Below are 14,609 nucleotides of genomic sequence, written 5' to 3'. Positions count from 1 at the left end.
TTCCGTTGGTCCTCCCCTGCCCGGCAACGAGGTCCGGGCACCTCCGGAAAGGCACTGGCTTGAAGCTCAGCACCCGGTCGCGCGCCGTCGTCCTCAGCACGGCGCTGGCCAGCACCCTCACGCTCGCCGCGTGCGGGGCCGCCAACGAGTCGGACAGCTCCTCGGGCGGCAGCGACAGCGGCAGCGGCGCGAGCGCCGCCGAGCTCAGCGGCGACCTCGTCGGCGCCGGCGCCAGCAGCCAGCAGGCGGCCATGGAGGCCTGGCAGGCCGGCTTCGAGGGCGAGTACCCCGACGTCCAGTTCAGCTACGACCCGGCCGGCTCCGGCGCGGGCCGCGAGCAGTTCATCGAGGGCCGGGCCGACTTCGCCGGCTCCGACGCCGCGCTGGACGACGAGGAGCTGGCCGCCGCGCAGGAGCGCTGCGGCGGCGGCGAGGTCTTCGAGCTGCCGAACTACATCTCGCCGATCGCGGTCGTCTTTAACCTCGAGGGCGTCGACTCGCTCGACCTCACGCCCGACGTGATCGCCCGCATCTTCACCGGCCAGATCACCACCTGGAACGACCCGGCGATCGCCGAGGCCAACCCGGACGCCCAGCTGCCCGACACGGCGATCACCCCCGTGCACCGCGCCGACGACTCGGGCACCACGGACAACTTCACCGACTACCTGTTCCAGACCGCCGGTGACGTGTGGACCTCGGAGCCCGACGGCGTGTGGCCGCTGCCCGGTGGCGAGGCCGCCAGCGGCACCTCCGGCGTCATCGGCGTCGTCGAGAGCACGGCCGGCGCCGTCACCTACGCCGACGCCAGCCGCGCCGGTGACCTGGGTGTCGCCAGCGTCGCCGTCGGCGAGGAGTTCGTCGCCCCGTCGGCCGAGGCCGCCGCGGCCGTCGTCGAGAACTCCCCGGCCGTGGAGGGCCGCGGCCAGTACGACTTCGCCATCGAGCTCAACCGGCAGACCGAGGGCACCGGCGAGTACCCGGTCGTCCTGGTCAGCTACCACGTGGGCTGCGTCCAGTACGACGACCAGGCGACCGCCGACAACGTCAAGGCCTTCATGTCCTACGTGATCAGCGAGGACGGCCAGCAGGCCGCGGCCGACAACGCCGGCAACGCGCCGATCTCCGACACCCTGCGCGAGCAGGCCCAGACCGCGGTGGACGCGATCACCGCCGGCTGACCGGAGCACCATCAACGGTGGCCCGGGGCGTCGCTGACGCCCCGGGCCACCGCCCCGCCCGGAGACGGGCTCCCCGCACCACCGATCGACCTCGGAGCAACGGTGACCGCCACGAAGGCCCCGACCCCACCCCCGTCGCAGCAGCGCGTCGTGCGCCGGGCGGGGGACCGCATCTTCGCCGGCAGCGCCAAGAGCTCCGGCATCTTCATCCTGCTGGTGCTCGCCGGCGTGGCCGTCTTCCTCATCAGCGAGGCGATCCCCGCCCTCACCGCGCCGGCGGCGGACATCCCCGGTGGCGAGGGCCTCGGCTCCTACATCGCCCCGCTCATCGTCGGGACCCTGCTCGGCGCCGTCCTCGCGCTGGTCGTGGCCACGCCGCTCGCCGTGGGCATCGCGCTCTTCGTCACCTACTACGCGCCCCGCCGGATCGCGGCCGGCCTCGGCTACGTGATCGACCTGCTCGCGGCCATCCCCAGCGTCGTCTACGGCTTCTGGGGGCTCGCGGTCCTCGCGCCGGCCCTGGTCCCGTTCCACCAGTGGGCCGCCGACGACCTGGGCTGGCTCCCGATCTTCGCCGGCCCGGCCTCCGCCAGCGGCCGCACGATGTTCACCGTCGGCCTGGTGCTCGCGGTCATGATCCTGCCGATCATCTCGGCCATCTCCCGCGAGGTCTTCAGCCAGGCCCCGGCCCTGCACCGCGAGGCCGCGCTCGCCCTCGGCGCGACGCGCTGGGAGATGATCAAGATGGCGGTGCTGCCCTACGGCAAGTCCGGCGTCATCGCCGGGGCGATGCTGGGGCTGGGCCGCGCGCTCGGCGAGACCATGGCAGTCGCCATCGTGCTGTCGGGCGGCGCCGGCGCCACGCTCAACCTGATCAGCAGCTCGAACCCCTCGACGATCGCGTCCAACATCGCCCTGAGCTTCCCCGAGGCCACCGGCCTGGGGATCAACACCCTGATCGCCAGCGGCCTGGTGCTGTTCGTCATCACCCTCGCGGTCAACATGCTCGCCCGCTGGATCGTCAACCGGCGCGCCGACTTCTCCGGAGCCAACTGATGAGCACCTCCACGCAGTCGACGCTGCAGGTCGCCCCGGACCCGTCCGGCCCGGTCCCGCGCCGCTCCCGCCTCCCCCGGTTCGCCCCGCTCGGGCTCTACGCGGCCGGCATCGCCGTCGGGGCGCTCCTGTCGGCGCTCACCGGGTTCAGCATCGCCTTGACGGTGATCTACGGTGCGGTCCTGGGCACGCTGGCGGTGTACGTCGGGTCCCGGGTGGTCGAGGGACGGCGCAAGGCCAGCGACCGGCTGGTCACCTCGCTGGTGACCACGGCCTTCGCGATCGCGATGATCCCGCTGGTGTCGCTGGTCTACACGGTGCTCGAGAAGGGCCTGGCCCGCTTCGACGCCATGTTCTTCACCAACTCGATGTACCGGGTCGTGGGTGAGGGCGGCGGCGCCTACCACGCCATCCTCGGCACGCTGATCATCACCGCCATCACCGCGGTGATCTCGGTGCCGATCGGCCTGCTGACCGCCATCTACCTCGTCGAGTACGGCACCGGCCGGTTGAAGCGGGCGATCACCTTCTTCGTCGACGTCATGACCGGCATCCCGTCGATCGTCGCCGGCCTGTTCGCCTTCGCCCTGTTCACGCTGCTGTTCGGCAACGACGTCCGGCTCGGCCTCATGGGGTCCGCGGCCCTCTCGGTGCTCATGATCCCGGTCGTCGTCCGCTCCTGCGAGGAGGTCCTCAAGCTCGTCCCCAACGAGCTGCGCGAGGCCAGCTACGCCCTGGGCGTGCCCAAGTGGCGGACGATCATGAAGGTCGTCCTGCCGACCGCCGTCGCCGGCCTCGGCACCGGCATCACCCTCGCCGTGGCCCGCGTCGTGGGCGAGACCGCGCCGCTGCTCATCACCGTCGGCCTGATCACCGGCACCAACCTGAACCCGTTCGACGGGCGGATGGCGACGCTCCCGGTGTTCGCCTACTACCAGCTCACGCAGCCGGGTACCGACACCCAGGCGTTCCTCGACCGGGCCTGGACGGCGGCACTCGTCCTCATCATCCTGGTGATGGTCCTCAACGTCGTGGCCCGCCTGATCAGCCGTTTCTTCGCCCCCAAGACCGGTCGCTGACCGACCCCCCGACCCGGAGGATCCCCCCGTGGCCAAGCGCATCGAGGTCTCCGACCTCAACATCTACTACGGCAACTTCCTCGCCGTGGAGGGCGTGAACGTCTCCATCGAGCCGCGCAGCATCACCGCGCTGATCGGGCCGTCGGGCTGCGGGAAGTCGACCTTCCTGCGCTCGCTCAACCGCATGCACGAGGTCATCCCCGGCGCCCGCGTCGAGGGCAAGGTCGTCATGGACGGCCAGGACCTCTACGGCGCCGACACCGACCCGGTCGACGTCCGCCGGCAGATCGGCATGGTCTTCCAGCGGCCCAACCCGTTCCCGACGATGTCGATCTACGACAACGTCATCGCCGGCAACCGGCTCAACAACAAGCGGATGAAGAAGTCCGAGACCGACGAGCTGGTCGAGCGCTCGCTGCGCGGCGCCAACCTGTGGGACGAGGTCAAGGACCGGCTGGGCCGTCCCGGATCGGGCCTGTCGGGCGGTCAGCAGCAGCGGCTGTGCATCGCCCGGGCGATCGCCGTCGAGCCCGACGTGCTGCTCATGGACGAGCCCTGCTCCGCCCTGGACCCGATCTCCACGCTGGCCATCGAGGACCTGATGACCGAGCTCAAGGAGCGGTTCACCATCGTGATCGTCACGCACAACATGCAGCAGGCGGCGCGGGTGAGCCAGTCCACCGGCTTCTTCAACCTCAACGGCGTGGGTCAGCCCGGCCGGCTGATCGAGTTCAACCCGACCGAGAAGATCTTCAGCAACCCCGACCAGAAGGCGACCGAGGACTACATCTCCGGCCGCTTCGGGTGACGCTCCCTGCTCCGTCCACGGGCCCGGTCAGCTGCTGACCGGGCCCGCGGCCGTTCGGCAGCCGGATCCGGCCCTGCGCCCGCTCCTGCTCTGCCCCCGATGCGGACAGAGCACGAGTCCGCCCACGGCCACTCCTTCGGCCCTCGCTCGTGCTCTGCCCCGTGGGACGGGGCAGAGCACGAGCGACTGCCCGGGGTCCCGCCCGGCGGGGCGCCCCGGTCAGCAGCTGACGGGCGTGGCGGGGGCAGCCGTCGTGGCGGGCGCCGCGGACGTCTCCGGGGCCGGCGCGGCGACCGCGGCGGGCGCCGGGGCGGGGGCCACCTGCACCGGGACGACGCCGGTGTAGCCGGGGCCGAGGACCAGCTGCACGGTGTCGCCGATGGCGTCGCTGGGCTGCAGGACCGCGCCGGGGACGGCGGCGGCCACGGTGCGCGCCTGCTCGACCACCCCGGGGCCGTGCCGGACGACGGTCTGGTTGACCGTGCCGCGCTCGTTGCCGACCTGGCCCACGGCGAAGCCCTGCCGGCGCAGCAGGTCCGCCACGGTCGAGGCCAGCCCGGTGGTGGCGGTGCCGTTGAGGACGTCGACGGTCACGGCGGCCGGCGCCACGGTCAGCGGCTGGGCGGCCGGGCTCGCGGCGGGCTGCTCGGCACCGGTGGCCCCCGCGGCGGGGTCGGCCGCCGGGGTGCCGGCGGCCGCCGCGGCCGGGTCCGCGGGAGCGGTCGCCGCCGCGGCGACCGGGGCGGCCAGCTCGGCGGGCACGGTGCTGTCCTCGATGACGTCGTCGAACAGCGCGCGGGTGGCCGCGCCGTCGAGCAGCACGTAGGCCTGGTCGCTGCCGGTGGGCACGTAGCCGACCTGCGCCACCGGCAGGCTCGCCCGCTGGACGGCGTCGCCCTCGAGGTCGCCCAGCGCCGAGGCCAGCGTGCGGAGGTCGCCGAGCGTCGTCTGCTCGTCGACGGTGAGCGCGTCGGCGGACCGCGTGAGGAACCGGGTGAGGTCGTAGGTGTCGGTCAGCGTCCCGACGGTCATCGCCGAGCGCAGCGTGGCCGACAGCAGCAGCTGCGTGCGCTCGGCCGCGGCGACCCCGGTGACGTCGGAGCCGGCGTCACCGGGCGCCAGGTAGCGGCCGACCTGCGCCCCGGTCAGCTCCGACGTGCCGGCCGGCAGCGGCGCGGCGGAGGCGGCGCCGGCGGGACCGGCGGTGGGCAGGCAGACGCTGACCCCGCCGACGGCGTCGACCATCGCCGGGAGGCGGCCGAGGTCGACGGCGAGGTAGTGGTCGACGCGCAGCCCGGACAGCTGCTGCACCGCGCGGACCATGCACGCGGGCCCGCCGGCCAGCAGCGACGCGGCGAACGCCTCGGAGACGGGCTCGCGGGCGGCGCCGTCGTCGGTCCGGCAGGCGGGGGTGTCGACCCACGCCGTCGGCGGGACGCTGACCAGGACGGCGCGCTGCTCGTCCGCGGCGACGTGCACGAGCAGCGTGGTGACCGAGGCCGGCCCGGCGGTACCGGGGAGGTCGGTGCCGACCACGAGGTAGGTGGTCGACCCGTCCTGCAGCTGCGGGGCGATCACCTCCGGCCCCTCGGGGGCGAGGGCGGCGACGCGGGCGATGCTGCGGTCGACGTAGGCGTAGAGGCCGGCGTGGTAGCCGACCACGAGACCGATCAGCACGCCGAGGACCACGGCGGCGCGGACCAGCCGGCGGCGGCCGGGGCTGCGCGGCGGGCGCGGGGCCGCGGGCCGGCGGGTGCTCCCGGCACCGGACACCGCCGGGCCGTCGAGGCCGGGGATCGGCGGGTGCGCGGGGCGGCCGGGCAGCGGCGGCACCGGGCGGGAGTACTGGACGCCGGCCGGCGGCGTGCCGGGCAGCGGCGGGACGGGCGCCGAGTGGTGGACGCCCACGGGCGGCGTCCCCGGCAGCGGCGGGACCGGGCGGGAGTGCTGCACGCCGGCCGGCGGCGTCACCGAGGCGGGGCGCTGGACGCCCCTCGGCGGGGTGCCGGGCAGCGGCGGGACCGGACGGGAGTGCTGGACGCCGGCCGGCGCGGCGGGGACCGGGGGCAGCCCGCGACGGGGCTCCTCGGGCGCGGCCGCTGAGGACGCGGCGGCCGCTCCGGGTACGGGCGGCTTCGGCCCGCGGTGCGGGGGCAGCGACTCACCGGGCTCGAGCGGGATGGGCACCTCGCCGGTGCGGCGCGCGGCGCGGCGGCCGGTGGCCCCGCCCTGGCGGGCGAGCAACTGCTCGACGGTCACCGGCCCCGGCGCGTCACCGCCCGCGGCCCGGTCGTCCCCCCGCTCGTCCCGCACCGCTGTCGATCCCATCGTCGTGGCCCGTGCCGTCGCACACCGCACGCGCGCCAGTACTCAACGATACGGGCGGAAGCGGCCGTCGACCGGTTGCACGCGGCGTGACCCGCCGGGCGGGTCGCGTTTGCGCAGGCCACGAACGAGGGAGCGGCGGTCGGCGGACGGGCGGCGCCCGGCGCGCGGACGTAGCGTCGGCGCGTGTGGCTGCCCTCGATCCCCGGTCCCTCCGACGTCTTCTCCGCCGTCGAGAGCCTGCGTGACGGCGTCGCCGAGGCGCTCGCCCTCGTGCCCCGGGTGGCCGCGGCGGTCGGGCGGCTCGAGGGGCTGCTGGACCGCGTCGACGCCGTCGTGGACCGCGCGGAGGGCCTGGTCGGCCGGGCCGACGGCGCGGTGACCGCCCTGGACTCCACCCGGCAGCGCGCCGACGAGCTGGTCGCCGGCGCGGGGTCGACGCTGCAGGCGGCCGACGCCGCGATCACCGCGGTCGGCGGCACGCAGCGGAAGGCCGACGCCGCGATCACCGCGGTCGGCGGCACGCAGCGGAAGGCCGACGCCGCGATCGGCGCCGTCGAGGGCACCCAGCGCCGCGCGGACGCCGTGATCGGCGCCGTCGAGCAGACCCAGTCCCGCGCCGACGCCGCGATCGGCGCCGTCGAGGGCACGCAGGCCCGCGCCGACCGCGCGATCGAGGCGGTCGGCGGCACCCAGCAGCGGGCCGACGACGCCATCGCGGCCGTGGGCACCACCATCGAGCGGGCGCAGGGCGCCGTCGGGCGGGCCGAGGGCGCGGTCGACCGCGCCGAGGGCACGCTCGGGCGGGCGGACGGCGCCGTCGTGGCCGCCGAGGGGCTGGTCGGGCGGATCGACCCGCTCCTGGCCGGCTACGAGGAGCCGCTGACGCGGCTGGCGCCGTCGGTGCGGCGGCTGGCCGAGACGCTGGACCCGCACGAGGTGGAGGCGCTGGTCCGGCTGGTCGACCGGCTGCCGGAACTCGTCACGCACCTCGACGAGACGATGCTGCCGGTGCTGGAGTCGCTGGGCGACGTCGGCAGCGACGTCCACGACCTGGTCGACACGATGCAGGACATCCGTGAGGTGGTGAAGGGCTTCCCCGGCTCCAAGCTGTTCCGCCGGCGCGGCCGCGACGAGATCGCCGAGGACGAGAACGGCGAGGGGGCCCAGGAGCGCACCGGCTCCTGAGCCCCCTCGTCCCGCACGTCCCGCCGGTCAGGTCTCGGTCGGGTACCCCAGGGCGCGGGCGACGTCGCCGATGCGCTCGTAGGTCTGACCCTCGGGCAGCCGGCGAAGCTCGTCGACGACGGCGTCGGTCGCCCGGTGGTCCAGTGCGGCCTCCACCAGCCCGGGACCGTCATTGGGGAAGTCGGCCCGCACCAGCCAGCGCGCCAGCTCCGCACGGGCGACCACGGCGTCCTCGGTCATCCCGACGGGGACGCCGCCGACGAGGGTGCCCGCGGGGTCAGCGGCGATGTCCGGCTCGCCCTCGGCGACCGGCTCGACCTCCCGGAACTCCTCGGCCCGGGTGGCCCGCTCGGCCTTCAGCATCCCCTGGATCTCGTGCTCGAGCTCCTCGTCGACCCGCGGGTTGTGCTTGTTGCTGCGCGACGACACACCAGCGAACCCGTCGTCCATATCGCTCACGACCGCTTCCTTCCTGTGGCTACTTCTCCTCGAGCGCGGAGGGCTTGTGCACCGCCGTCTTGCCGCTCTTGTCGCTCTCGACCTCGTACTGGGGGTCGTCCGAGCTGGCCTTCACCTTCCGGCCGCCGGCCTCCGTCTCCTCGGTGATCTTCCGGGTGACGGTCCCCTCGGCCTTGCTGCCGTGGCTGTTCCAGGTGACGTGGTCACCCTTCGTGAAGTCGTCGGCCATCTCGGACCTCCGTGTCGTCGGGTCGTCCTTCCCCCGTGCCCGGCGTCCGGAGCGCACACACATCGGCACCGGGAGCGACGCACATCACCCTCCGGAGCGCCGGCGTCACCCGCTCGTGCGGTGGCAGGACCACCGCGCTCACGTAGCGTGTCCGGTGACGGAGACCGGTCGAGCGAACCTCCTGCTGAGAGTCGAGCAGCGGTCACGCTCGGTGAGGTGAGCCGTCCTCGATCGCCGGCCCGGTCGACCCCATTCCCCCGGGGTCGGCCGGGTCGGCCCCGTTCCCCGCCCGGTCCCTACGCTCGCCGGCGTGACCGATCCCGCCGGCCCGCCCGCTCCCGCTGACGGGGACCACCTGCCGGGCAGCCCCCGCCCCGTCGACGTCCTCACCGTCACTTCCGTCACCGACGTGACCCCGTCGGTGCGCCGGGTCGTGCTCTCGGGGACGCCCGACGCGGTCGCCGCGGCCGGCCCCACGGTCAACCTGCTGGTGCCCCGCGTGGGCGACCGGGAGCCGCGGTGGCCGGCGGTCGCCCGGGACGGCCGGATCGTGTGGCCGACCGGGGCACACGGCGTCAGCCTGCGCAGCTACACCGCCCGCCGCCAGGACCCCGGCCGTGGCGAGGTGGACGTCGACTTCGTGCTGCACGGCGACGGTCCGGCCGCCGCCTGGGCGGGCGCGGCGGCTCCCGGCGCCCTGCTGGGCGTGGCCGGCAGCGGCCCGCTGGGCGACCGCCCGGCCGGCACGCTGCTGCTGGCCGGCGACGAGACGGCGCTGCCGGCGATCAGCCGCATCCTGGCCGCGGCCGGCCCGGACACCGTCGGGACGGCGCTGCTGGAGGTCGCCGGGTCGGAGGAGGAGCAGCCGCTGGCCGCGCCGGCCGGCGTGGAGGTGCGCTGGCTGCACCGCGGCGGCACGCCGCCGGGCGAGAGCACCCTGCTCGCCGACGCCGTGGCCGCGACCGAGCGCCCGGCCGGTGACGACGTCTTCGCGTGGGTGGCCGCCGAGTCGGCCGCCGTCCGGGCGGTGCGCGCCGACCTGCGCGGCCGCTGGGGACTCACCCGCGCCCAGCACCACGCGATCGGCTACTGGCGGCGCGGCCGCGCGATGGCGCCCGCGGGCTAGCGGGGCCGCCCCCAGGGAACTCACAGGTAGCGTCCAGGGGTACTGCAGTTCCGCGGCAGAGCCTCGGGGCATGACGACAGCAGCCAGGCGTCCGACGGGAGTTGTCGTGACGGGAGCCCGCACCGCTCGACCCGCCGCCCCGGAGGCCCGCCTCCTGGTGGTCGACGACGAGCCGAACATCCGCGAGCTGCTCTCGGCCAGCCTGCGCTACGCCGGGTTCGAGGTGGCGACGGCGTCCGACGGCCAGCAGGCGCTGGCCGTGGCCTCCACCTTCCGCCCCGACCTGCTGGTGCTCGACGTGATGATGCCCGGCCTGGACGGCTTCGGCGTCGTCCGCCGGCTGCGGGAGAGCGGCCGGCACACGCCGGTGCTGTTCCTCACCGCGCGGGACGCCGCCGAGGACAAGGTCTCCGGGCTGACCCTCGGCGGCGACGACTACGTGACCAAGCCGTTCAGCCTCGACGAGGTGCTCGCGCGCATCCGGGCGGTGCTGCGCCGCAGCGCCGGCCAGCAGCGGGCCGCCGCGACCAGCCGGCTCACCTTCGCCGACATCGAGCTCGACGAGGAGTCGCACGAGGTGGTCAAGGCCGGCCAGGTGGTGAGCCTGTCCCCCACCGAGTTCAAGCTGCTGCGCTACCTCATGGCCAACGCCGGGCGGGTGCTGTCGAAGGCGCAGATCCTGGACCACGTGTGGAACTACGACTTCAACGGCGAGGCCAACGTCGTCGAGTCCTACATCTCCTACCTGCGGCGCAAGGTGGACACCACCGAGCCGCGCCTGCTGCACACCATCCGCGGGGTGGGCTACACCCTGCGCCTGCCCCGCGGCGCGTGAGCACTCCCCCCGGTCCTGCTCCCGGAGCGGCGCTCCGCAGCGGCCCCCGCCTCCCGCGGGTGCCGCTGCGGATCACGCTCGTCGCGGTGCTGCTGGTCCTGGTGACCCTCGCGCTGGTCGCCACCGGGGTGGCCGCGACGTCGCTGCTCAAGCGCTACCTGGTGGCCCAGCTGGACCAGCAGCTGGTGAGCACGCTGCGCGACACGGCCGGCTCCCAGGACTACCTCACCGACTGCCTGTTCGGCAGCCGCCAGCGCTACCTGGCCCCCGACAACTACGTGGCCTGCGTGATCCCCGGGGACGAGGAGCCGGTGGTGCTCTCCGGCCCGGACGACGAGGACGACCTGCCCGCCCTCGACGCCGAGGACGCCGCCGCGATCGCGGCCCGCGCCGCGGCTCCCGGCGGCCCGCCCCCGGAGGCGGGCCCCGGCCGGCCGCTCGCGCAGACGGTGGTCTCCGGCGACGGCGACACGGCCTGGCGGGTCACGGCCGCGGAGCTGCGCGGCGGGCTGGTGCTCGTCGTCGGCGGGGACCTCGACCGCGACGACCGGGTGATCGCGCGGCTGGTGTCCATCGAGATCGTCGTCGGGCTGGTGGTGCTGGTCGCCCTCGGCGTGACCGGGTACTGGCTGGTGCGCAGCAGCCTGCGCCCCCTGGCCGAGGTGGAGCGCACCGCGCAGGCCATCGCCGCCGGCGACCTGTCGCAGCGGGTGGCGCCGGGCGACAGCCGCACCGAGGTCGGCCGGCTGTCCCAGGCGCTCAACGGCATGCTCGCCCGCATCGAGAGCGCGTTCCGCGCACAGAAGGCCTCCGAGGAGCAGGCCCGCGCGTCCGAGGAGCGGATGCGCCGGTTCGTCGCCGACGCCAGCCACGAGCTGCGGACGCCGCTGACCTCCATCCGCGGGTTCGCCGAGCTCTACCGGCAGGGCGCCGTCACCAGCCCGGAGGAGACCGCCCGGCTGATGCAGCGCATCGAGAGCGAGGGCGGCCGGATGGGCGTGCTGGTCGAGGACCTGCTGCAGCTGGCCCGGCTGGACCAGCAGCGGCCGCTGTCCATCGCGCCGGTCGACCTGGCCGAGGTCGCCGGCGACGCCGTCCAGGACGCGCGGGTCCTGCAGCCGGACCGCCCGATCAGCCTGCACCTGGACGACTCCCTCACCGAGGTGCCGGTGGTCCTCGGCGACGAGGCGCGGCTGCGCCAGGTGGTGGGCAACCTGGTGACCAACGCGCTGGTGCACACGCCGGAGACCGCGCAGGTGACCGTCTCGATCGGCGAGGACACCAGCGACGGCGGGGACCGGGTGGTGCTGCGGGTGGCCGACGAGGGCCCCGGCATGGCGCCCCAGGACGCCGCCCGGGTGTTCGAGCGCTTCTACCGGGCGGACGCCTCGCGCAGCCGCGTGGCCGGCGGCACCGGGCTGGGCCTGTCGATCGTGGCAGCGCTGGTCGCCGCGCACGGCGGGGACGTCTCCCTGGACACCGCGCCCGGCCGGGGCGCGGCCTTCACCGTCCGGCTCCCCCGCTCCGGCCCCGAGCTGCCCGGCGTCCCGGGCGGCGCTCCCGGCGCGGCGCCCGGGCCCGCGCCCGATGGTCCCCCCGGGCAGCCCGCCGAGCCCGCGGGGCTACCGTCCGCCGGTGAGCACTGACAGCGGAGGAGCCCCCCACGACGCCGCGCTGATGGCCGCGGTCGCCGACCTGGGCGACGCCCTGCGCGGCCTGGTCGACGCCTCGGTGCGCACCGCCGTCCCCGCCGCGGACCTGCAGGAGGTCGCCGCGGTGGTGCGGACCGCCACCGGCCGGCTCACCGCCGCGGTCCGCCCGCCGGGGCAGCTGCCGGCGCTGGACGACCCGGTGCGGTTCCGGCGCGTCTACAACCCGGTGGCCGGGGTCGGCAGCGCCTTCGCCCCGCCGCTGCGGCTGCGCGAGGAGCCCGGCGGCGTCGTCGGGGAGGTGTCCTTCGGCCTGGCCTACGAGGGGCCGCCCGGCTTCCTGCACGGCGGGATGAGCAGCCTGGTGATGGACCAGGTGCTGGGCGCGGCGACGATCCGCGCCGGGCTGTGGGGCATGACCGCCCGGCTCGAGCTGGACTACCGGCGGCCGGTGCCGCTGGACACCCCGGTCGTCTGCCGCGGCCGGGTGACCGAGGCCGGCGGCCGCAAGTCGGTCGTCACCGGCACGATCGCGCTCGCCGGGGCGCCGGACCGGCCGCTGGTCGAGGCGCGGGCGGTGTTCGTGCTGCCGCGGGAGGACCTGCGGGCCGAGTACTTCGCGCGGGTCACCGACGCCTCCGGCCGGCACGCCCCGCCCTCGCGCCCCACCGACGCCACCGCCCCGGGACGCGCGGAGTGAGGGACGTCGAGGTCGCCGCGGCCGCCGCGCGGGCGGCCGCGGACGTGCTGACCGGGCTGCGCGTCGGGGGGCTGACCGGGCGTGCCCTCGGCGACGCCGGCGACGCCGCGGCCCAGGAGGCGATCACCGCCGTCCTCGCCGCCGAGCGCCCCGACGACGTCGTCTTCAGCGAGGAGGCGGCCGACGACCGCAGCCGGCTGGAGGCCGGCCGGGTGTGGATCGTCGACCCGCTCGACGGCACCCGGGAGTACGGCGAGACGGAACGGTCCGACTTCGCCGTCCACGTGGCGCTGTGGGTCCGCGGGACGCTGGCCGCCGGCGCCGTCGCGCTGCCCGCCGTCGGGGAGGTGCTGGTGACCGACCCGGCGCCGGCGCTGCCGCCGCCGGTGGCCCGCGCGCCGCGGATCGCGGTGAGCCGGACCCGGCCGCCGGCGCAGGCCGACGCGGCCGCGGTGGCGGTCGGCGGCGAGCTCGTGCCGCTGGGGTCGGCCGGGTTCAAGGTGACCGCGGTGGTCCGCGGCGAGGTCGACGCCTACGTGCACGCCGGCGGGATGTACCAGTGGGACTCGGCGGCGCCGGTCGCCGTCGCGCTGGCCGCGGGGCTGACCGCGGTCCGGCTGGACGGGTCGCCGCTGCGCTACAACGAGCCCGACCCCTCGCTGCCCGACCTGCTGGTGTGCCGCCCCGAGCTGGCCGCGGACCTGCTCGCCGCCGTCCGCCCGGGGTGAGCGCGGGCCCGCCGACCCGATGGCGGACACTGGGTACGGGAATCCCCCCTGGGCCGGTGCGGTTGGTGCTGGTCCGAGGCCGTCGTCGTCGATCCCGGAGTCCGCGCACGTGACCACACCCGACTACCGCCTGACCCAGCTGGAGACGCTCGAGGCGGAGTCCGTCCACGTGATCCGCGAGGTCGCCGCGGAGCTCGAGCGGCCGGTGCTGCTGTTCTCCGGCGGCAAGGACTCCATCGTCATGCTGGAGCTGGCCCGCAAGGCGTTCGCGCCGGCGCGGATCCCGTTCCCCGTGATGCACGTGGACACCGGCCTGAACTTCCCCGACGTCCTCGAGTTCCGGGACAAGCGGGTGGCCGAGCTGGGCGTGGAACTCGTCGTGGCCTCGGTGCCCGACGCGATGGCCCGCGGCCTGGTCCGCGAGGAGCCCAACGGCTCGCGCAACCGGATCCAGACGCCGGTGCTGCTCGAGGCGGTGGAGGAGCACGGCTTCACCGCGCTGTTCGGCGGTGCCCGGCGCGACGAGGACAAGGCGCGGGCCAAGGAGCGGGTGTTCTCCTTCCGCGACGAGTTCGGCCAGTGGGACCCGAAGAACCAGCGGCCGGAGCTGTGGGACCTCTTCAACGGCCGCATCCACCTGGGCGAGTCGATCCGGGTGTTCCCGCTGTCGAACTGGACCGAGCTCGACATCTGGCAGTACGTCGCCCGGGAGGACATCGAGATCCCGCCGCTGTACCTGGCGCAGGAGCGGGAGGTCGTCGAGCGGCAGGGGATGCTCTACGCGGTCAACGAGTTCGTCCGCCCGCGCGAGGGCGAGCGGGTGTTCCGCGAGACGGTGCGCTACCGGACCGTCGGCGACGCCAACCTGACCGCGGCGGTGCGCTCGGAGGCGCGCACGGTGGAGGAGGTCATCGCCGAGGTCGCGGTGACCCGGATGACCGAGCGCGGCGCCACCCGCGGCGACGACAAGGTCAGCGACGCGGCGATGGAGGACCGGAAGAAGGAGGGCTACTTCTAGCCCGGCGCCGGCGGCGGTGGCGGAGCAGGACGACGACCGTGACGGCGAGCAGCAGCAGGCCCGCCGGCCACCCCACCGCCTCCGGCTGCGCGACGCCGAGCGCCTCCGCGACGACGTAGCCGAGCGCGTACCCCGCGACGACGACCAGCAGCACCGGGACGAGGAACACGAAGCCGCCCACGGCCGCCCCTCCCCGCGGGCCCGGGTGGTCCCGCTCACACCAGCGTC

Annotated in this window: 15 protein-coding genes; 11 read left to right on the top strand and 4 right to left on the bottom strand. The window is 75.4% G+C overall.

The features are described from left to right. Positions 1 to 59 precede the first annotated feature (59 nt). The 4 genes from pstS (at position 60) to pstB (ending at position 4,124) form a co-directional block, all read left to right on the top strand. Positions 60 to 1,181, top strand: a complete 1,122-nt coding sequence (gene pstS / locus ACI798_RS11880; RefSeq protein WP_456941542.1) for a phosphate ABC transporter substrate-binding protein PstS — start codon at positions 60 to 62, stop codon at positions 1,179 to 1,181. A gap of 102 nt (positions 1,182 to 1,283) precedes the next feature. Continuing rightward, positions 1,284 to 2,237: a phosphate ABC transporter permease subunit PstC gene (gene pstC / locus ACI798_RS11875; RefSeq protein WP_456941541.1), complete on the top strand. Its 954-nt coding sequence runs from the start codon at positions 1,284 to 1,286 to the stop codon at positions 2,235 to 2,237. Then, positions 2,237 to 3,316, top strand: coding sequence for a phosphate ABC transporter permease PstA (gene pstA / locus ACI798_RS11870; protein ID WP_456941540.1), 1,080 nt, complete (start codon positions 2,237 to 2,239; stop codon positions 3,314 to 3,316). Before pstC ends, pstA begins: the two co-directional genes overlap by 1 nt. A gap of 28 nt (positions 3,317 to 3,344) precedes the next feature. Further along, positions 3,345 to 4,124: a phosphate ABC transporter ATP-binding protein PstB gene (gene pstB / locus ACI798_RS11865; RefSeq protein WP_456927567.1), complete on the top strand. Its 780-nt coding sequence runs from the start codon at positions 3,345 to 3,347 to the stop codon at positions 4,122 to 4,124. 219 nt (positions 4,125 to 4,343) lie between these two features. Here pstB and ACI798_RS11860 read toward each other — a convergent pair whose 3' ends face one another. After that, positions 4,344 to 6,437, bottom strand: a complete 2,094-nt coding sequence (locus tag ACI798_RS11860; RefSeq protein ID WP_457047996.1) for an LCP family protein — start codon at positions 6,435 to 6,437, stop codon at positions 4,344 to 4,346. A 198-nt stretch (positions 6,438 to 6,635) separates the two neighbouring features. Between ACI798_RS11860 and ACI798_RS11855 the strand changes: the two genes are divergently transcribed. After that, on the top strand, positions 6,636 to 7,637 hold the full coding sequence (locus ACI798_RS11855; RefSeq protein ID WP_457047995.1) for a hypothetical protein: 1,002 nt from the start codon (positions 6,636 to 6,638) through the stop codon (positions 7,635 to 7,637). A 27-nt stretch (positions 7,638 to 7,664) separates the two neighbouring features. Here the strand turns inward: ACI798_RS11855 and ACI798_RS11850 are convergent, their stop codons facing one another. Further along, entirely contained in the window at positions 7,665 to 8,087 is a 423-nt protein-coding gene (locus tag ACI798_RS11850; RefSeq protein WP_456941634.1) for a DUF2795 domain-containing protein, read from the bottom strand. Between the two features lie 28 nt (positions 8,088 to 8,115). Then, positions 8,116 to 8,325 carry a DUF2945 domain-containing protein gene (locus tag ACI798_RS11845; protein WP_456941537.1) on the bottom strand — a complete coding sequence of 70 codons (210 nt, stop codon included), beginning with the start codon at positions 8,323 to 8,325 and terminating at the stop codon, positions 8,116 to 8,118. A gap of 310 nt (positions 8,326 to 8,635) precedes the next feature. Here ACI798_RS11845 and ACI798_RS11840 point away from each other — a divergent pair, with 310 nt between their 5' ends. The 6 genes from ACI798_RS11840 (at position 8,636) to cysD (ending at position 14,381) form a co-directional block, all read left to right on the top strand. Further along, positions 8,636 to 9,451, top strand: a complete 816-nt coding sequence (locus ACI798_RS11840) for a siderophore-interacting protein (protein ID WP_456941536.1) — start codon at positions 8,636 to 8,638, stop codon at positions 9,449 to 9,451. A gap of 106 nt (positions 9,452 to 9,557) precedes the next feature. After that, the gene (locus ACI798_RS11835) at positions 9,558 to 10,286 is read left to right on the top strand and encodes a response regulator transcription factor (RefSeq protein ID WP_456941535.1); all 729 of its coding nucleotides are present in this window, start codon (positions 9,558 to 9,560) and stop codon (positions 10,284 to 10,286) included. A gap of 59 nt (positions 10,287 to 10,345) precedes the next feature. After that, positions 10,346 to 11,932: a sensor histidine kinase gene (locus ACI798_RS11830; RefSeq protein ID WP_456941534.1), complete on the top strand. Its 1,587-nt coding sequence runs from the start codon at positions 10,346 to 10,348 to the stop codon at positions 11,930 to 11,932. Beyond that, positions 11,922 to 12,635, top strand: a complete 714-nt coding sequence (locus ACI798_RS11825; protein ID WP_456941533.1) for a PaaI family thioesterase — start codon at positions 11,922 to 11,924, stop codon at positions 12,633 to 12,635. The genes ACI798_RS11830 and ACI798_RS11825 overlap by 11 nt, the downstream gene beginning before the upstream one ends. After that, positions 12,632 to 13,363 (top strand): inositol monophosphatase family protein, encoded by a 732-nt coding sequence (locus tag ACI798_RS11820; RefSeq protein ID WP_456941532.1) that lies wholly within the window; start codon positions 12,632 to 12,634, stop codon positions 13,361 to 13,363. The genes ACI798_RS11825 and ACI798_RS11820 overlap by 4 nt, the downstream gene beginning before the upstream one ends. A 109-nt stretch (positions 13,364 to 13,472) precedes the next feature. Beyond that, a complete protein-coding gene (gene cysD / locus ACI798_RS11815; protein ID WP_456941531.1) occupies positions 13,473 to 14,381 on the top strand; it encodes a sulfate adenylyltransferase subunit CysD in 909 nt (302 codons plus the stop codon). On the opposite strand, the gene ACI798_RS11810 is transcribed toward cysD, so the two are convergent. After that, positions 14,335 to 14,562, bottom strand: coding sequence for a hypothetical protein (locus ACI798_RS11810; RefSeq protein WP_456941530.1), 228 nt, complete (start codon positions 14,560 to 14,562; stop codon positions 14,335 to 14,337). The two genes, cysD and ACI798_RS11810, sit on opposite strands and share 47 nt — an antisense overlap. Positions 14,563 to 14,609 lie beyond the last annotated feature (47 nt).

The sequence above is a fragment of the Geodermatophilus sp. SYSU D01045 genome, assembly GCF_054050295.1.
The sequence above is the reverse complement of the archived record's forward strand: the minus strand, read 5'-3'. Positions and strand labels throughout refer to the sequence as shown.

Bases quoted from the DNA above. Each gene is read 5' to 3' on its own strand.
- pstA (WP_456941540.1), top strand. From the start codon at position 2,237: ATGAGCACCTCCACGCAGTCGACGCTGCAGGTCGCCCCGGACCCGTCC.
- ACI798_RS11850 (WP_456941634.1), bottom strand. From the start codon at position 8,087: ATGGACGACGGGTTCGCTGGTGTGTCGTCGCGCAGCAACAAGCACAAC.
- ACI798_RS11845 (WP_456941537.1), bottom strand. From the start codon at position 8,325: ATGGCCGACGACTTCACGAAGGGTGACCACGTCACCTGGAACAGCCAC.